Origin of the sequence: Phytobacter sp. V69, assembly GCF_965644215.1 — a bacterium.
Lineage (GTDB): Bacteria > Pseudomonadota > Gammaproteobacteria > Enterobacterales > Enterobacteriaceae > Phytobacter.
In genome coordinates this window covers 1-16,163 of the sequence record NZ_CBFFRL010000113.1, presented here as the reverse complement: position 1 = coordinate 16,163, position 16,163 = coordinate 1, and the positions used below count along the sequence as shown (strand labels likewise).

The window sequence follows — 16,163 nt, the reverse complement described above, 5'->3', positions numbered from 1 at the left end:
GCTTCCATCGGGAATAAGGATCTGGCAGCCTGAGTTCCCAACTAAAATACTCTCCAGGAAAACCGGGGCGGTTCAGGTTAACTGTTCTGAGGTTAACCATTCCATGCGTTTTACTTTAAACATATGCTCGCACATTTTCTCGGCATAATTCCACGGCCGATTTGCATCTGCAAGTAATGCTCCGATTTTTGCCAGCATGGAATCACGTGAGCGGGCCACTTTTGGACGGCGACCATGTTTAGCTGACTGGCGAGGAAAACCCTGCTCATGCATGTATTCCCTGACTACCTGCAACTCGTCGAGCGTGCATTTTGTCGAGGATGTTTTACCGTTGCATAACCGTGCCAGAACGCTGCGGTATGTAACATCATCCCATCCCAGATGAGCCTGACCTGCTTTGATAGCTCCGATAAGGCCTCTTTTGGCTGGCGTGGACATATTGCCTCCTGTTGGTTGCCATTATCGCAGGCACTCGACACAGTGCCTGCTGTAATGACTCAAACAATGGGTTCCAGATGATTGACTGAGATACCTCCCAATTTACCCTCAACTCGCACAACCACACGTCCGTTGCGCATATGCCAGGCTTCTGAACTGGTGACTACGGTCTCCCGTGCTGACACGCCTGGTGTGAGGTAATAATTGAACTGCGTACCAACGGGATAGCGCTGGTTAAATACCTTTGCTGATGTGTTACGCAGAAGGTTTTTCATTCACTTTATCCCCCGCAGTTTCTTGAATCGCTCAATGGCTTTCTTCATTTCAGCCTGGACTTCCTTTGTCCGGATGTTGTGATTACTGGCATCGTAGAACTTGAATCGCGTTTTCAGTGGGACAGTAACGTGCTCGACAACCTGGCTGTTGTCACTGAAGAACCAGATACGGCGAGCGCCACTGTCCTGGAACTGGCAACCTGTCACATTAATCACGGTGCACCTCCGCTACCGCACGAAGCGGGTTTCGTTTGCGAAGAACTGCGGCAGGTACGCTTTCCCAGTCCTGACACAGAAGCAACAGACCAAGCTCACAGGCACGATCAACCTCTCTGGTTGCACCTGTGCTTTTGTCCCAGCCATTAAGCAGGAATATCGCATCAGCCTGTTCCAGCATGGCAAGCGTGATTTGCAGATACTGGCCATGCAGCAGGCCATCGGGCAGAATGGCAGGGTTGAGCACGGTAAAACCGCGTTCTTCGAGAATGCTGGCTTCGGTATTGAACTCTCTGCGGTTGAAGTTGTGATACCCGGTCATTGGCCCGGCAATAAACACAACGGGCTTGCGCTGTTGTTCGCTCATGCCGCACACTCCTTTTTCTTCTCGTCTGCAGCCAGTACCCGAATGGGGATCCGACTCATATGCATGGTGTACCCGGTCTTAACTTCCAGGTCGGCGTATTGATCCAATAGGTGGAGGTTATGCCGCGCACCATTCGCCATATCGTTGCGGGAGGCCATGATGCAGAACACACAACTCAGTCGCTCATTACCCAGGGCGTAGGCATAATGAGGTTCCTGTCCAGCCTGGCGAATGACAAAGAACACCTCCTCCGTAAGCAGTTCATGAACCGGTAGCCATTCGTACCAGGTATTAACCGAGTTGCTGATCCCCATTTTGCTGAACACCGGGCGCTTAGCTCTCCCTGATGACTCCTGAGCACGCAATCCAAGGCAGTTAACGATGGTTTTAAACCCGTTGGCTTTTGCATACCGACGAACTTCACGCTGGATAGGGCCACGCTTTAGGTCGCTGGTGCATTGCCTAGTACTGGACGATGGCCAACTCGGAACTTCCGGGCGGTTTTTGAACCGACGCTCGACCATCTCGAAAAAGGTCTTACTCGCCCGAGCGACGATGAAGGGCAATCCCGCGTTTTCTGCCTGCATTTTTGCCAACTCCAGAGCGCCCGGCCACTCAATTACACCAAGTGCCGCGTGCACAACGATAATTTGTGCCGTGGGGATAATCTCAAGCAGCTTAATTAGCATTACCTGACTGTCTTTCCCACCACTGTGGTTTGAACAAATAGCGAGTTATCGCAGATGAGACTGTGTATTGCAGAGGGGATCATGATTGCGCCTCCTCTGGTTGGCCAGTGGCCCGATCAAAGCGTTCAATCTCGGCACTGATGAGTGCGCCAGCTTTTACGAGGTTGCGGCGATAGCCTGATGGTTTGAAGCTGTCATCATGCCAGTCGGCAGGCCAGTATTCGGTTGCCGCCATTGGTTCGATATAGCTTATTGCAGCCGCTGCCAGTTCTCCCAACACATAGCTATCATCCTGCTGCGTAGAAAAACCTTTAACAGATTGCTGGCGGCGACGTTCAGCAATGATATCGATAATGGCCGCTGGCAACAGAGCATCGCTGTTTTTCATCACCTGCAGAGCGTCATACAATAATGCCTGCGCCGGGTTGAGTGAGTTCTGAATGGCATGCAGGCCAGCGGCGCTGAACTGCCCGACCAAACGTCCGACGATGTCGTTATATGCCTTATTCCGGATTACCAGCTCAGCAATCTGGTTATCGCGTAACGCAATAGCCTTTTCGGAATCTGCAATCAGCCCGTCAACATATTCACTTGCGTAAGTCAGTTTGTTCATTTGGTCACCCCGATTAGATCAGCCTGTGTTTTTGAACCGTTTACTGCTTGATGCAACTGCGCGTCGCGGCCAGCGCAAAAGCCCATATGTGCGGCATCGTCAGTACCTCTGGCTTTGCCGGGTTTACGCGATTCCTGCATTTCCAGACCCTGGCTGAATTTCCGTTCGCGGTATGCCTCCATAAGGGTGGTTTCGGCATCGGTCACAACAAAGTCACTAACTACGGCGTAGGCACCGTTGACCCATGCAGAGCAGAACGTGTCGGCGCGGGCAATCTTTGTGGCTGGCTTGATGTTTTTACGCATTGTCGCGATGTATTCCCGACGCGCCTTAGCCAGTTGCTTCCCCAGTACCTCAAAGGAATAGGCCGCAATCTGAGGGCGTTCGTCGGGTCCGTAATAGTGAATCGTGCGTTTTGCTGGCTTGTTCCAGTGGTCACTGCCATGACTGGTGTAAAACTTCACGCCAAAAACTCGGGCGATCATGATGGCAAGCAGGGCCATGTATTCCGGCATCTTCTCAGCATGGGAGGGCGCTTTCTGAGTGGAGGCTTCATTGATATCAATGAAGTCGACATCAGTTGCTGACAACTTGTGTGTCTCCATTAATCGCTGAGCGCGACGCATGGCCAGCGCGGCTTCTTCGGCGCTGGAATTATTACGGGCCATTGCCAGCAGCTTTTTAATTCGCTGCAGATATTTATCTTTATTTTCCATTTTCTGCCTCTTAATAATTTGCGGGTTTTAAATGGGTAATATCAACGCCACCAGTAACACTCGTAACCGAGACCACAACTGCACCATGCCCCAGCGACCACGCTTCTGAACGCGTCGTGACAGCCACGCCAGCACCATTTTTGCGGGAGTGGTAAATAAAGGCAGAACCGGTCGAATACGCTGCATTAAACTGTTCTGCTGTCATTTTCTTAATAAATCCGGACATAGAATCTCCTGAATCAGGCGTAAGCCAGCCCCTGCGGGTTTACGCCATATTTAAAAGGTTTTTAATAAGCCGTTATTTTCAGTGCGTCGGTTTCAGCGATTTAATATTCGCGAAATAAGGCTCCTGATTAATTTCCACAACGGTGACTTCTTTCCAGTCGCGGGCAATATCCACCGTACTGACCACCCGCCCACCACGAAGAAACGGTGACGGCTGGTAAATGAAGGTGCTGCCCACCGGATATTTCCCGTTAAACTGTTTCGCTTTCACCCGGCACACCCCAGCCGCGATGTACGGCGTTAGCACAGAACTCAATACGGGCACCGGCCCACTGGCGATTTACCGCAACGCCGGATAAGAAAAGTGCCTTGCTCCAGATTTCTGCCGCTTTCTGAAACTCCCCGCGTTTCTCTGCCTGTACGGCTTTGAATGCGTAAGACATAAAAGGGGAAGCCGGGCTGCCGGCATTGATCTCCTGGACGTAAACCGCCATCTCACACCCCCACGCCAGCGATATCGAGGGGGATTGGGCGATACTGATCGCTTTCACCAACCCGCTCGTAAACCCGGATATACGCACGACTGCCCACCACCTGCACAGCTTCGCCGATGGCCTCCATCGCCTTGACCCATCGCTCATCTTTAATATCGAGACGACGCAGCGCCAGCACCGCGCCAGTGTTGACTTCACCTTCTTTCTCGGTCTGGAATGCACGGGAAATGATGGCGCGGATTTCAGCACGGGCACCCTCTGTCCAGTCAGCCAGGCACTCATCAATCAGGGCTTTTGCCGCCTGCAGGCGCTCGTCAAAAGCTATGCGGTCCTGCATTGCCCGCTGAATTTTGTAGCGCCCGTCGTAGCAATAGAGCGTGACATTGCCTTTTTTACCGCCAAGGTTCACACCATACTGACTGGCGGAGATATCCACGAACGCGCCGATGTCAGAGAAGCCGCTAAGCTTGAACTCGGTCAGTGCAGCACTCAGCGCAATGGCTTTTTCGACAATGCCGCGCACCAGATCATCACGCATCTGGTCGGTATCTTTAATAAGGCTGACGGGGGTCAGGACACCTTTGGCATCAACCCAGTAGCCATCCGGTACGGTTTTATCAGTAAACTGTTTGTTTTCAGTGGACATTAGCTTTTCCTTCTTTGTTAAGCAGTGTTGATTTGTCTTTTTTGAGCACGTTCATGACTTTCCCATGAACAATGCCCGCGAGCCCGGCTGCGACAGCAGCAGCTAACTTTTTAAGCCCCGGCGTATCACCGTCATCAGCTTCATTGCTGCATTCAACAGCGAGGCCGCGCGGATTGTTCCGGAGGGTGATGATTATTCTTGCCATCTCACTTCTCCTGCGGCATAGGCCTGATGGTGACGCTGTTGTGGTTGACGTATTTAACAAACATGGCGCTGCAGAACGGGCAGGTACTGATACTGTTCCACACATCGCCCAGCGGCGCTGCCGGCGTTTCAATCTCTTCATGGCAGCGCGGGCATGAAAACATCAGCACCTTCCCGCCACGCTCTTTCACTCTGGCGATAAACGCCTGATATTGCTGTTTCACGGTATACATCCTAATGAATGGACTCAGACCAGACCACACGGCATCCGCTTTCATCCAGATAAACCCCCTGGCGAAAGCGCCCGAAGCGGTCATTGCCGGTATGATCAAAGCGGGCACGCCCCTGTCTTTTTATCTCTTCACACCAGGCATGACGGGCTATCCGGATGACCGGCTGCGCGTGGCGAAGGGATACACTTTTCACCCGTACACCCTTTGCTGACAGAAACATAATCAGCGTCTCAGCCCGGATAAGCGCAGACATAACGCCGGCATTGGTGATGTTCTCAGTAAGACTGACCATCGCTGTACCCTCAGTTAATGAGCATTTCTGCGAACTTACGGACAGCACCTGCGCTGACCGCATTACCGCTGATTTCGCTGTGACGACTGACACCGCGAACCAGCTTGAAAAGACGACGTGCATTGCCGTGGCTCGCCTTAAACAGCGCCTCACTGACGTCCTGGCTTGCCGCATCCGGCAGCATACTGGCGGCGATATCACTGATATCGGTTTGCGGCAGGGCGTCGCCGATGTTGAGAGCAAGACCGACGCGGCTGTAAAGCTGCTGGTACTCACCGCGTTTACCTTTAAGGTTGATGATGAGGCGCGGCATACCTGCCAGAACTAGGCCGATGCCGGCTTTGTCGTGGATACGGCGTAACGTCTCCAGCGCCCGGTATGGCAAGTTCTCTGCCTCATCGACCATCAGCAGACGACCGGAATCACGCAGAGCGGCAATACAGGCCTCACTGAGTTCATGCATATTGCCGCGCTTGCTCAGGCCCAGCAGACCGCAGAGTTCTTCCAGCACGACGCGGGCGGTATAGCCGGGGTCAGCCTCAATCAGCAGCGCATCACGATTGTGTGCGGCGTACTCACGCAAAATCATGGTCTTACCGAGTCCCGCAGCGCCGTAAATAACGTTAAGGTCGCCATCAAGATGCGCCAAGCGGATAACTTCAAGTCCTTTACGGGACGTGACGGTCGGGACATAACGCGGTGTGATACGTCGGGATTTCTCTTTCTCGGCTTCACGGGTAATGAAACTCCGGGCCAGTTCGTCGATGCCGCGAACGTCGCCGGGATAGATGCCCTTGAGATACTGGCTAATGACGGCAGTGCTCTTGCCAAAGATGCGGGCCACCTCCGTCTGGCTGTATCCTTTTTTGTCCATCAGCTCTTTCAGTTCTGTATGCATATTCATCTGTCTCTCACTTACCGGAGTTACCGGTTTTTTTCAGGTATTCATCACGGTCGGTTTCGAGGAAGAAATAATGTTCTTCTTCGGTAACTTGGCTGTACTCAGCCGGAATAAAGCTGGTCAGGTCATCAAAGCGCTGGCCCGGCAGAACTGAACGGCCCTCGGCTTCAATCTCCTGGCGTTTGTCGTCAACACGGCTCAGGCGGCGCTGACGACGTTTCTCAATGGCAACATTCATGGCACTGACCGGAATAGCCGCACGCTTGTTGCCGTTCCAGATGGCGGTGCAGACGTAGGAACCATCCATGCGCCGCACAATGACGGACTGAGGGTCATGAATATCGAAGGCGACACGAACCTCTTCGCTGTCGACCCGGATAAGCTCTTCCGAGAAATAGTCGTTATTAAAGAGACGCAGCCAGCCGCGCTGAGCGGTACGAACCATTTCAGGCATAAAAGCTTCGCGCAACTCAACGTCCGTCAAGTACTCAATATCGTCGCCTTCGACTTCCATAACGGCACGGCGGTACGCTGCGGGCGTCATATGCTTACCGTTACGCTTTGGCAGTTCGCGATGTTCGTAGGTGTTGTTGTAGACGTCCACTTCCTCAGCGATCGCATCAAGCAACTGTTGCCATGAAGGAAGCTTCCCCAGAGCAGTACGTTGTACGGGCGTCAGTTCGCGGCCATTTTCCTGGGCTTTGACGGCCGACTGAATAGCGCGAGCCGTAACGCGGACATGCTCCTGGTCGGCGCTGTCACCACAGAAGGTGTCGTACTGCATGGCCACGCGCCGGGGAATTCCCTTGTTCAGACGTTCGATGATGCCGCGCGACTGCGGACGCCCCGGAATACTGGTCGGGTGCTCGATACCCAGGCGACTGAAAATACCGGTCACATCTGCATCGAGCGTTTTGTTGGTTTCACCGCCGCCGTTATCTGAATAGACAAACAGCGGTTTACCGAAATGTTTCATCGCATAGCGATAGGCATCAGCAACAGCAATGATGCTTTCAGACAGTGCCAGACTCCAGCCGACGACATAGCGTGTACGGCCATCAATAATCAACGTCAGTTCCGGGGTAAACGGGCGACCATGGTCCGGATGTGCGACCTTCATTTCCAGTGACTTACCATCTGCAATCCAGCAGCCGTTAACCGGCATCATCGACCAGTCACGCTTCTGGAAGCATTCGTAGGCCAGCGCGGCAGAACCGCTGACGCGGCCACGGGCTTTCTCGCGGCGGGGCAGTTTCTCCATTGCGCGACGAACGGCATCATAGGAAGGACAGGCTGCCACCATCGCAGGCTGGCCTGCATAGACAACGGCCCATTCAGCCTGAAAGTCGCGATACGCCTCACGCAAATTGGGGCCTTTGCGGTTGCGCCAGTGCGCGAGGAAGTCCGGAAGCCACTTAATCTGTTCCGGTTTTTTCGCTTTAAGATGACCGGGTGCCAGCATGGCCATTCGCTCAACGCCAGGCTTTGTGGTTTCAAAAATTGTCAGCCATTCCTGCAGACTGCGGGAGCCGACGCCTGCACGGCTGGAACCCTTACGGGCATTGGCAAGCTCTGCCGACTTCATCAGATGTTCGGGCAACATCCCCTTACGGGACTCCAGGGAAACATAATTGACAGCTGCGGTACGTGACATGCCGGCATCGCGCAGTTTTTCGACAAACATCACCAGCGTGGCACGGGCATCGGCGATCTCTTTTTGCTTTGCTGTCAGCGAACCTACTTCACGCTCAAGCAGCGCCGGACACTGACGAATCAGTTCCAGTCCTTCGCGCTGTTTTACAGTGGATGTTTTACGCGCGGTCACCGGGATAGCAGTCGAATGATTAGCCAGAATATTTTGATATATCTGGGCCCGGATAACTTCTTGGGCACTAAGCGGTAAGCTATCAATCGCATACTCAATACCACCACCTCGACCAGATCTTGCACGTGAAACCCATTGATGTTTTTTTGCTCTTACGACTATGCCCGGACGCGTTTCCGGCATTCCAGGTAAACGCATCTCAGCAAGCTCTTGAGCGGTATAATGTGTTTTCAGGTTATTCTGGTTCATATGATTAATTCCATTCACCTGAAAATGCTTTATGATAACGAGTGGGCCAGATTTGATCTGGTGAAATGCCAATTGCGTCAGCAATGATTTGCTGACCTTTTGGCCAAGGCCGGTCCAATGCATTTTTTAATGCTCCTGCACTTTTATAGCCATGGTGCAGTGATAAGCGACGTAGCGACCACCCCTGTTTGTGAAGAGCTGCAACAATATCGGCTCTATGCCAGTCAGATTCTTTCTGGCTTTTTTTGCGCTCTCAAATGTACTCATTGGTTAATCTCCGTGATTCAACTCATAAGTACAACATAATCGAATTCGAGTCATGCAAACCTGAAAACGAATTTATTTGTCTGTTTTCAGGTTTAATTTGCCCCAAAAAGACCTAAATATTGGTTAATTATCTACTAATTCAGTTAGTTAGATAAAACATGAAAAACTTGAAAATAAGTTGAGAGAATTTACTAGATATGGGAAATAAACCTGAAAATGAGTTAAAGAGTGAAATAGGTGCTCGGATACGAACTCAAAGAGAAGCTCTAAAGCTCTCCAGAAGTTATGTCGCAGAGAAACTGGGCGTGGCGTTATCAACATTGCAAGCATGGGAAAATGAAGAGAGGGAACCCAGTGCCACACATATACTGAGGCTTTCCGAATGCCTGAGTACTTCGGTTGCCTGGCTGGTTGCAGGAAGTGAAGAGCAGGAAACTTCATCACTGTTGCCTACATCAACATCTGGAGCAACGGCGCTTGATGTTAAAGGCAATCAGGTTGACTTGGATGAGTTTGTTTTCGTACCTCGATACAATGTTTCTGCATCAGCAGGATACGGAGCATTGAACGATGATGAGAGCCCTATGTTTACGGTGAGTTTTCGTCGGTATTGGGTCGTGAATCATTTGAAGGCTGACCCACGAAAACTCTCGGTCATTAGCGTCTCAGGTGACTCCATGATGGGGGTTCTAAACGATAAAGACATAATTCTAGTGAATCATGAAGATCGAGATCCACGAGAAGGCATTTATGTTATCCGTTTAGACAGTCAGTTGTTCGTCAAAATGGTTCAGCGGTTGCCTGGCTCTCAGCTTCGCATCAGCAGTACTAACCCAGCATTTGAGCCATTTATCATTGAATTGGATAATATCCCTAGTGACTTTGACATAATAGGGAAAGTTGTCTGGTATGGAAGAGTGATTTAAACCGTCTTAAAAAATGATTAACAATGACAACTCGTAAGGCAAAACAATGCAGAATTTAATGCGTTTTTTCCCATAAACTCTCATTTTTCAGCGAGCCGTGCAGAATCATCCTCGCGCCTCGCAACCCGCTTAGCTTAAGGCCTCGGCTCGTTTTTCGTCACTCGATCCCTCTATGCAGAAACGATCACTCCCCCACACCGGTCACCCATTATCCGCAGATGCATCTGGTGGATATCATCAGCGGCGCGGTTGTGTGCGCCATTGCCATTGCGTTGGGGATGGTGGCGGTCTGGTGCCTGCCGCGCTTGCATCAGCTGATGCACCGCCTGAAAAGCCCGGTACTGATGCTCGGGATCGGCGGTTTTATTCTGGGTATTCTTGGCGTGATTGGCGGCAATATCACCCTGTTCAAAGGGCTGGATGAAATGCAGCAAATGGCGTTTTCCCAGACCTTCAGCGTGACCGATTACCTGCTGTTCGCGGTGATAAAACTGGCGGCGCTGGTGGTTGCCGCGGCCTGTGGTTTCCGCGGTGGTCGAATTTTCCCGGCGGTGTTTGTCGGCGTTGCTCTCGGCCTGATGCTGCATGAACACGTCAATGCGGTACCGGCGGCGATTACCATCTCCTGCGCCATCCTCGGCATGGTTTTGGTTGTCACCCGCGATGCCTGGCTGAGCCTGTTTATGGCCGCAGCCGTGGTACCGGATACCAGCCTGCTGCCGCTGCTGTGTATCGTGATGCTACCTGCCTGGCTGCTGCTGGCAGGAAAGCCTGTGATGATCGCACCACGCAAAAAATAGGTGCGCAAGCCCAGAATTTATAAGAGGAAATCAGCGAGAAACGAGAAGCTGGTGTAAGCTCGAAGACCACTTGTGTAAACGTATACACTGACATTAAGGGCATATGTATGGTTTATTTGGCCTCCGAAGATCGCTATCAGAAAATGGAATTTCGCCGCTGCGGTGACAGTGGTCTTAAGCTTCCGGCAATCTCGCTTGGACTGTGGCATAACTTTGGCGATGCCACGCTTATTGAAAACAGCCGTCAGTTACTCAGACATGCGTTCGATCTGGGGATCACCCATTTTGATATCGCCAATAACTACGGGCCGCCTCCGGGCTCTGCCGAACGCAATTTTGGCCGCCTGTTGCAGGAAGATTTTCTGCCGTACCGGGATGAGCTGATCATCTCCACCAAAGCGGGTTACACCATGTGGGATGGCCCCTACGGCGACTGGGGTTCGCGCAAATATCTGATTGCCAGCCTCAGTCAAAGCCTGCGCCGGATGGGGCTTGAGTATGTCGATATTTTCTATCACCACCGTCCGGACCCGGAAACGCCGCTGAAAGAGACCATGCGGGCGCTGGACCATGTTGTCCGTCAGGGCAAGGCGCTGTATATCGGTCTGTCGAACTACCCGGCGGATCTGGCGCGTCAGGCCATTGAGATCCTCAATGATCTGGGTACGCCCTGCCTTATCCATCAGCCCAAATACTCGATGTTTGAGCGCTGGGTGGAAGATGATCTGCTGACGGTACTGCAGCAATCAGGCGTGGGCAGCATTGCGTTTTCACCGCTGGCTGGCGGGCAACTCACCGACCGCTACCTGAATGGCATTCCGGCCGATTCACGCGCAGCCAGCGGCAGCCGTTTCCTCAATCCCGATCAGATTACCGACGAGAAGCTGGCAAAAGTCCGCAAACTGAACGACCTGGCCGTGCGTCGTGGGCAAAAACTGTCACAGATGGCGCTGGCCTGGGTGCTGCGTGGAGACAAGGTGACGTCGGTGCTGATTGGTGCGAGTAAGACCAGCCAGCTCGACGACGCAGTTGGCATGCTGGGCAATCGCCATTTCAGCGAAGCGGAATGTGCTGAGATTGACGCCATCCTCAACAGTGTAAAATAACAGCATTTTTAGCAAAAAGTGCTGCCACTCTGGATTTAGGAGTTTCGCCGAAGATGCGGGGGTAGACGTTACATAATATTGCTGCAACAGACCCGATCGTGAAGGAGAAAACTATGTTCAGGTCACTGATTTTCGCAGCAGTATTAATGGCATGTGCCCCACTGGTCGCTAACGCTGGCGAAATAACACTGCTGCCGTCGATTAAATTGCAAATTGGCGATCGCGACAATTACGGCAATTACTGGGACGGTGGACGCTGGCGCGATCGCGACTACTGGCATCGCAATTACGAATGGCGCGACCACCGCTGGCGCATGCACGATCGCGGCTACCACCGTGGCTGGGATAACCATAACGCCTACGAACGCGGCTACCGTGAAGGCTGGAGCGATCGCGACGACCATCGCGGCCCGGGACGCGGTCACGGCCATGATCACTGGCGCTAATAAACACGCGGCAACAAAAAAGGAGCGCAGGCGCTCCTTTTTCTTTGGTGACTCTCGCAGATTTACACCCCTAACGCGGTGCCCACCAACAGCCAGCCATTCAACGCCACCACCAAAACCACAATCACCCAGCCAACCCGTTTAATGGTCGGCGTATTCACCAGTTCGCCCATCAATATACGGTCACTGGTAAAAATCAGCAATGGCACCAGCGCCAGCGCGATACCGAAACTTAGCAGCACCTGACTCATCACCAGAATGCGTGTGGGATCGAGTCCCATCAGGATAACGATAAACGACGGCATCATAGTGATACTCCGGCGCACCCACAGGGGAATGTGGAAACGCACGAACCCCTGCATCACCACCTGCCCCGCCAGCGTGCCCACTACCGTTGAGGAGAGGCCCGCAGCCACCAGGCTGAGGCCAAACACGGTTGCCGCCGCATGGCTTAATAACGGCTCAAGGGTTAAATAGGCTTCGTCTAAATCAGCAATCCCGGTATGCCCATTGAAGTGAAATGCCGCCGCGGCGGTGGCCATCATCGCCAGGTTCACAAAACCGGCTATGGTCATCGCAATGCCCACATCCCACTTCGTGGCGGAATAGCGCTCGCGCCGCGTCCCTTCATGCAGGTACTGTGTCAATGAGGAGTGCAGATAGATCACGTGCGGCATGATCGTCGCCCCCAGCACGCCGGCGGCCAGGAAGACGGCTTCGGTGCCCGGCAGGCTTGGGATCAAGATACCTTTACTGAGCGGTGCCAGTTCAGGGCGCGAGAACACCAGCTCGACAATGTAAGCCGCCGCAACGAACAGCAGCAGGCCGCCAATCACTTTTTCCAGGGGCTTTTGCCCGCGACGTTGCAGCATCAGAATTAAAAAGGTGGCTATCCCGGTCAGCACGGCGCCCTGTAGCAGCGACACGCCCAGAATCAGTTTGAAACCAATGGCCGCACCAATAAACTCAGCAAGATCGGTAGCCATGACGATAATTTCCGCCTGTACCCAGTAGAACCAGACCAGCGGACGCGGATAATGGTCGCGAATTTGTTCCGCGAGGTTCTTGCCTGTGGCAATGCCAAGTTTTGCTGACAGCAATTGAATCAGCATGGCCATCAGGTTTGCCCAAACGACAACCCACAGCAGCTGGTAGCCAAAGCTGGCTCCGGCCTGGATGTTAGTGGCAAAGTTGCCCGGATCGATATAACCGATCGCCGCAATGAACGCAGGTCCCACTAACGCGAGCTTTAACTTACGCGCTGCACGCCCACTGCTACTCTCAACGCGACTGTTGTTCATTTCTTGCCCCTAAATATAGCCTTTGCTATGTTTTATGCTACCAAAATGAGAATGATTATCAAGTTCATTTAGAGTAGATTAGCTTGATTTCTTCGATAGCCAGAAACGATGAAGGGCCGGATGTTTTTAAGACAGGGAGGATGCGATGTAAATCACATCATCTTGTTAAGAGTCTAGCATTTCATGCAACTTTTCACTCTATTACTTAACATAACCGAAATGTATGTTGGATCACTAATTTTGAGTCTGGTCACAGGTCATTAATATACTGTGAGTTTGATCTCGTTTTCTTTCCACTTGTTACATAGAATGTGCACGAAAATACTACCCGTCTCATATTTGGAGCAAATATGTCCCGCGTTCTGCACTTTGTTCTGGCGCTTGCCGTTGTGGCGTTGCTTGCATTGCTTGTAAGCAGCGACCGCAAAAAAATCCGCATTCGCTTTGTTGTTCAACTGTTAGTCATCGAAGTATTGCTTGCCTGGTTCTTCCTGAACTCTGACGTAGGTCTGGGTTTTGTGAAAGGCTTCTCCGAAATGTTTGAAAAACTGCTCGGATTTGCCAACGAAGGGACAAACTTCGTATTCGGCAAAATGAACGATGAAGGCCTGGCGTTCTTCTTCCTGAAAGTGCTGTGCCCGATTGTCTTTATTTCCGCGCTGATCGGTATTCTGCAACACATCCGAGTGCTGCCGATTATCATTCGAGCTATCGGTACCGTTCTGTCCAAAGTCAACGGCATGGGCAAACTGGAATCGTTTAACGCAGTCAGCTCCTTGATTCTGGGTCAGTCCGAAAACTTCATCGCTTATAAAGATATCCTCGGCAAAATGTCGCGCAACCGCATGTACACCATGGCGGCAACCGCGATGTCTACCGTGTCCATGTCAATTGTCGGCGCGTACATGACTATGCTGCAGCCGAAATATGTGGTCGCCGCACTGGTTCTGAACATGTTCAGCACCTTTATCGTGCTGTCTCTGATCAACCCGTACCGTGTCGATGAGAGCGAAGAAAATCTGCAGATGTCTAACCTGCATGAAGGTCAGAGCTTCTTCGAAATGCTGGGTGAATACATTCTGGCGGGTTTCAAAGTTGCGATTATCGTTGCCGCAATGCTGATCGGTTTTATCGCGCTGATTTCTGGTCTGAACGCCCTGTTCGCCGCGATCCTCGGCATCTCCTTCCAGGGGATTCTGGGCTACATTTTCTACCCGATTGCCTGGGTCATGGGTGTACCGTCCTCAGAAGCGCTGCAGGTGGGCAGTATCATGGCAACCAAACTGGTTTCTAACGAATTCGTGGCCATGATGGATCTGCAGAAAATTGCATCCAGCCTGTCTCCGCGTGCGGAAGGCATCCTGTCGGTGTTCCTGGTTTCCTTCGCTAACTTCTCTTCTATCGGTATCATCGCAGGCGCAATCAAAGGCCTGAACGAAGAGCAAGGTAACGTGGTATCCCGTTTCGGCCTGAAACTGGTTTACGGTTCTACGCTGGTGAGCGTCCTGTCCGCATCTATCGCGGCACTGGTACTGTAATTCAGACAAACCGGGGGTAACCCCGGTTTATTCCTTCCCTGGCGCGGCCAGCGGCTGCGGTTTCCCCAGTAAATATCCCTGCAAATAATCCACCCCGGCATTCAACAGCAGCGCGCGCTGTTCCTGCGTTTCAACATATTCCGCAACCACCGTCAGCGATTTCGCTTTCGCCAGCTCGCAGATGGATTTCACAATCATGACGTCCTGCGGGTCATTGGCGATATCCCGCACAAAACAGCCATCAATCTTGATGATATCCGCCTCCAGGCGCTTTAAGCGTTCGAAATTGGCAAACCCGGTACCAAAGTCATCAATAGCAATTCTGAAGCCGGCCTGTCGCAGTTGCTGGATGTTCTGTACGCTGAATTCCGAATGCGAAAATGCCTGCTCTTCGGTGATTTCGATAATGATCTCATGGGTAGAAATCGCGTAATCCGCAAAGAGTTCGAGCAATTTTTCAGCAAAGTTTTTCTGCATTAACGTCAATGGCATCAGGTTTACCGAGAAGCGCTGGCGCAGTTCACCGCCTGACTGAGGATTTGCCCGCATCCATTGCAACAGGGTTTCGATGACCTGCATGTCGAAGCGGGTGCTGAGGTTAAACTGCGCAATGACGGGGATGAACTGCGCCGGATTTATCACTTCGCCATCGCTAATCAGACGCGAGAGAATTTCGTGATAGCTCTGCCCCTGCGCATTACTGATAGGCTGCGCATAGAGCTGTAGGGTGCGCTCATCCAGCGCACGCTTGACCTTGTTAAGCAGCAACACGCGTTCGGTCGTCTGATCCGTCACCTCATCGAGGCTGTTCGTCAATGCCAGTGGCTGCGAGGTATTACAGGCCTGCTCAGAAAGCCAGCTCAGCTGCCCTAATGTATGGTGCAGCGTTTCTCCCGCACCGTTAACCTCTCCCCATGAAGCGCCAAACTCAACATCAAGGCTGGTGTTCTGCCAGTCAAACCGCTGGCTATTGAGGAAATCAAGCATGTACTGTAACCGGTCACTAGCCTGCGGGTTTTCGAGAACCAGCAATAATTCACTACCCGGTAGCTGGAACAGTCGCTCTGTTGGCAGCAATAATGGTCTCAGTGCATGTGTGAGGCTGCGTTTGAAATATACACGCATCATCATTCCGTAATGTCGGCTTAAAAACTCCAGATTTTTCATATGTAAACAGCAGACAATCTGGTTCTTATTTTTCTCCAGATGCAGTTCCAGCGCACGTAAATTGGGTAAGCCAGTCAACGGATCAGTCAATGCCTGTGCCCGCCAGCGCTTTCTAATCCATTCGCTGCGCTGATATACGCGAGTCATATAGATTAAGGAAGGTGCGATTTAATCGGTGGGGTTCAGTGGAGTCCTTAGCTGTATTAGCCTTACCTTAGCTGAGCTGTAT

General features: G+C 52.1%; 21 protein-coding genes and 3 pseudogenes. 5 read left to right on the top strand and 19 right to left on the bottom strand.

Annotated elements, in window-relative coordinates; all coding sequences use genetic code 11:
- Positions 1–72 precede the first annotated feature (72 nt).
- The 17 genes and pseudogenes from ACSZPU_RS15980 to ACSZPU_RS15900 form a co-directional block, all read right to left on the bottom strand.
- Positions 73–438, bottom strand: coding sequence for a gp16 family protein (locus ACSZPU_RS15980; RefSeq protein ID WP_499000669.1), 366 nt, complete (start codon positions 436–438; stop codon positions 73–75).
- A 59-nt stretch (positions 439–497) separates the two neighbouring features.
- Complete coding sequence (locus ACSZPU_RS15975; RefSeq protein WP_499000666.1) at positions 498–713, bottom strand: hypothetical protein; 216 nt, start codon at positions 711–713, stop codon at positions 498–500.
- Entirely contained in the window at positions 714–929 is a 216-nt protein-coding gene (locus tag ACSZPU_RS15970) for a hypothetical protein (RefSeq protein ID WP_499000663.1), read from the bottom strand.
- Positions 922–1,296 carry a DUF4406 domain-containing protein gene (locus ACSZPU_RS15965; protein ID WP_499000660.1) on the bottom strand — a complete coding sequence of 125 codons (375 nt, stop codon included), beginning with the start codon at positions 1,294–1,296 and terminating at the stop codon, positions 922–924. Before ACSZPU_RS15965 ends, ACSZPU_RS15970 begins: the two co-directional genes overlap by 8 nt.
- Positions 1,293–1,985: an adenine nucleotide alpha hydrolase family protein gene (locus ACSZPU_RS15960; RefSeq protein ID WP_499000657.1), complete on the bottom strand. Its 693-nt coding sequence runs from the start codon at positions 1,983–1,985 to the stop codon at positions 1,293–1,295. The genes ACSZPU_RS15965 and ACSZPU_RS15960 overlap by 4 nt, the downstream gene beginning before the upstream one ends.
- 79 nt (positions 1,986–2,064) lie before the next feature.
- Entirely contained in the window at positions 2,065–2,598 is a 534-nt protein-coding gene (locus ACSZPU_RS15955; RefSeq protein WP_499000654.1) for a hypothetical protein, read from the bottom strand.
- A complete protein-coding gene (locus ACSZPU_RS15950; protein ID WP_499000651.1) occupies positions 2,595–3,314 on the bottom strand; it encodes a DUF2786 domain-containing protein in 720 nt (239 codons plus the stop codon). Before ACSZPU_RS15950 ends, ACSZPU_RS15955 begins: the two co-directional genes overlap by 4 nt.
- Before the next feature lie 10 nt (positions 3,315–3,324).
- Entirely contained in the window at positions 3,325–3,540 is a 216-nt protein-coding gene (locus ACSZPU_RS15945; RefSeq protein ID WP_499000649.1) for a hypothetical protein, read from the bottom strand.
- 78 nt (positions 3,541–3,618) lie between these two features.
- Complete coding sequence (locus tag ACSZPU_RS15940; protein WP_499000647.1) at positions 3,619–3,810, bottom strand: hypothetical protein; 192 nt, start codon at positions 3,808–3,810, stop codon at positions 3,619–3,621.
- Positions 3,791–4,033, bottom strand: coding sequence for an ANR family transcriptional regulator (locus tag ACSZPU_RS15935; protein WP_499000644.1), 243 nt, complete (start codon positions 4,031–4,033; stop codon positions 3,791–3,793). The genes ACSZPU_RS15940 and ACSZPU_RS15935 overlap by 20 nt, the downstream gene beginning before the upstream one ends.
- A gap of 1 nt (position 4,034) precedes the next feature.
- A complete protein-coding gene (locus tag ACSZPU_RS15930; RefSeq protein WP_499000641.1) occupies positions 4,035–4,679 on the bottom strand; it encodes a DUF3164 family protein in 645 nt (214 codons plus the stop codon).
- A complete protein-coding gene (locus ACSZPU_RS15925) occupies positions 4,669–4,884 on the bottom strand; it encodes a hypothetical protein (protein WP_499000639.1) in 216 nt (71 codons plus the stop codon). The genes ACSZPU_RS15930 and ACSZPU_RS15925 overlap by 11 nt, the downstream gene beginning before the upstream one ends.
- 1 nt (position 4,885) lies before the next feature.
- A complete protein-coding gene (locus ACSZPU_RS15920; protein WP_499000637.1) occupies positions 4,886–5,107 on the bottom strand; it encodes a hypothetical protein in 222 nt (73 codons plus the stop codon).
- A 10-nt stretch (positions 5,108–5,117) separates the two neighbouring features.
- Positions 5,118–5,408 carry a hypothetical protein gene (locus ACSZPU_RS15915; RefSeq protein ID WP_499000634.1) on the bottom strand — a complete coding sequence of 97 codons (291 nt, stop codon included), beginning with the start codon at positions 5,406–5,408 and terminating at the stop codon, positions 5,118–5,120.
- Between the two features lie 10 nt (positions 5,409–5,418).
- Entirely contained in the window at positions 5,419–6,312 is an 894-nt protein-coding gene (locus ACSZPU_RS15910; RefSeq protein WP_499000631.1) for an AAA family ATPase, read from the bottom strand.
- Between the two features lie 7 nt (positions 6,313–6,319).
- Positions 6,320–8,383: a Mu transposase C-terminal domain-containing protein gene (locus ACSZPU_RS15905; RefSeq protein ID WP_499000628.1), complete on the bottom strand. Its 2,064-nt coding sequence runs from the start codon at positions 8,381–8,383 to the stop codon at positions 6,320–6,322.
- A gap of 4 nt (positions 8,384–8,387) precedes the next feature.
- Positions 8,388–8,597 (bottom strand): annotated as a pseudogene (locus ACSZPU_RS15900) (helix-turn-helix domain-containing protein); the annotation flags it as partial.
- 250 nt (positions 8,598–8,847) lie between these two features.
- On the opposite strand from ACSZPU_RS15900, the gene ACSZPU_RS15895 reads away from it, so the two are divergent.
- The 4 genes and pseudogenes from ACSZPU_RS15895 to ypeC all read left to right on the top strand — a co-directional run bounded on the left by ACSZPU_RS15895 (position 8,848) and on the right by ypeC (position 11,928).
- Positions 8,848–9,576: an XRE family transcriptional regulator gene (locus ACSZPU_RS15895; RefSeq protein WP_499000625.1), complete on the top strand. Its 729-nt coding sequence runs from the start codon at positions 8,848–8,850 to the stop codon at positions 9,574–9,576.
- Positions 9,577–9,773: 197 nt separating this feature from the next.
- Positions 9,774–10,376: pseudogene (locus tag ACSZPU_RS15890) on the top strand (ion channel protein); the annotation flags it as partial.
- Between the two features lie 107 nt (positions 10,377–10,483).
- The gene (mgrA, locus tag ACSZPU_RS15885) at positions 10,484–11,482 is read left to right on the top strand and encodes an L-glyceraldehyde 3-phosphate reductase (protein ID WP_499000622.1); all 999 of its coding nucleotides are present in this window, start codon (positions 10,484–10,486) and stop codon (positions 11,480–11,482) included.
- Positions 11,483–11,595: 113 nt separating this feature from the next.
- The gene (gene ypeC, locus ACSZPU_RS15880) at positions 11,596–11,928 is read left to right on the top strand and encodes a DUF2502 domain-containing protein YpeC (protein ID WP_499000620.1); all 333 of its coding nucleotides are present in this window, start codon (positions 11,596–11,598) and stop codon (positions 11,926–11,928) included.
- A gap of 62 nt (positions 11,929–11,990) precedes the next feature.
- Here ypeC and ACSZPU_RS15875 read toward each other — a convergent pair whose 3' ends face one another.
- Positions 11,991–13,229 carry an Nramp family divalent metal transporter gene (locus tag ACSZPU_RS15875; protein ID WP_499000618.1) on the bottom strand — a complete coding sequence of 413 codons (1,239 nt, stop codon included), beginning with the start codon at positions 13,227–13,229 and terminating at the stop codon, positions 11,991–11,993.
- 350 nt (positions 13,230–13,579) lie between these two features.
- Between ACSZPU_RS15875 and ACSZPU_RS15870 the strand changes: the two genes are divergently transcribed.
- Positions 13,580–14,767 (top strand): NupC/NupG family nucleoside CNT transporter, encoded by a 1,188-nt coding sequence (locus ACSZPU_RS15870; protein WP_499000614.1) that lies wholly within the window; start codon positions 13,580–13,582, stop codon positions 14,765–14,767.
- A 27-nt stretch (positions 14,768–14,794) separates the two neighbouring features.
- Here the strand turns inward: ACSZPU_RS15870 and ACSZPU_RS15865 are convergent.
- A pseudogene (locus tag ACSZPU_RS15865) lies at positions 14,795–16,090 on the bottom strand (GGDEF domain-containing protein); the annotation flags it as partial.
- Positions 16,091–16,163 lie beyond the last annotated feature (73 nt).

Coding starts and splice junctions, on each gene's coding strand:
- ACSZPU_RS15980 (WP_499000669.1), bottom strand. CDS start 438: ATGTCCACGCCAGCCAAAAGAGGCCTTATCGGAGCTATCAAAGCAGGT.
- ACSZPU_RS15975 (WP_499000666.1), bottom strand. CDS start 713: ATGAAAAACCTTCTGCGTAACACATCAGCAAAGGTATTTAACCAGCGC.
- ACSZPU_RS15965 (WP_499000660.1), bottom strand. CDS start 1,296: ATGAGCGAACAACAGCGCAAGCCCGTTGTGTTTATTGCCGGGCCAATG.
- ACSZPU_RS15960 (WP_499000657.1), bottom strand. CDS start 1,985: ATGCTAATTAAGCTGCTTGAGATTATCCCCACGGCACAAATTATCGTT.
- ACSZPU_RS15955 (WP_499000654.1), bottom strand. CDS start 2,598: ATGAACAAACTGACTTACGCAAGTGAATATGTTGACGGGCTGATTGCA.
- ACSZPU_RS15950 (WP_499000651.1), bottom strand. CDS start 3,314: ATGGAAAATAAAGATAAATATCTGCAGCGAATTAAAAAGCTGCTGGCA.
- ACSZPU_RS15945 (WP_499000649.1), bottom strand. CDS start 3,540: ATGTCCGGATTTATTAAGAAAATGACAGCAGAACAGTTTAATGCAGCG.
- ACSZPU_RS15935 (WP_499000644.1), bottom strand. CDS start 4,033: ATGGCGGTTTACGTCCAGGAGATCAATGCCGGCAGCCCGGCTTCCCCT.
- ACSZPU_RS15930 (WP_499000641.1), bottom strand. CDS start 4,679: ATGTCCACTGAAAACAAACAGTTTACTGATAAAACCGTACCGGATGGC.
- ACSZPU_RS15925 (WP_499000639.1), bottom strand. CDS start 4,884: ATGGCAAGAATAATCATCACCCTCCGGAACAATCCGCGCGGCCTCGCT.
- ACSZPU_RS15915 (WP_499000634.1), bottom strand. CDS start 5,408: ATGGTCAGTCTTACTGAGAACATCACCAATGCCGGCGTTATGTCTGCG.
- ACSZPU_RS15910 (WP_499000631.1), bottom strand. CDS start 6,312: ATGAATATGCATACAGAACTGAAAGAGCTGATGGACAAAAAAGGATAC.
- ACSZPU_RS15905 (WP_499000628.1), bottom strand. CDS start 8,383: ATGAACCAGAATAACCTGAAAACACATTATACCGCTCAAGAGCTTGCT.
- ACSZPU_RS15895 (WP_499000625.1), top strand. CDS start 8,848: ATGGGAAATAAACCTGAAAATGAGTTAAAGAGTGAAATAGGTGCTCGG.
- mgrA (WP_499000622.1), top strand. CDS start 10,484: ATGGTTTATTTGGCCTCCGAAGATCGCTATCAGAAAATGGAATTTCGC.
- ypeC (WP_499000620.1), top strand. CDS start 11,596: ATGTTCAGGTCACTGATTTTCGCAGCAGTATTAATGGCATGTGCCCCA.
- ACSZPU_RS15875 (WP_499000618.1), bottom strand. CDS start 13,229: ATGAACAACAGTCGCGTTGAGAGTAGCAGTGGGCGTGCAGCGCGTAAG.
- ACSZPU_RS15870 (WP_499000614.1), top strand. CDS start 13,580: ATGTCCCGCGTTCTGCACTTTGTTCTGGCGCTTGCCGTTGTGGCGTTG.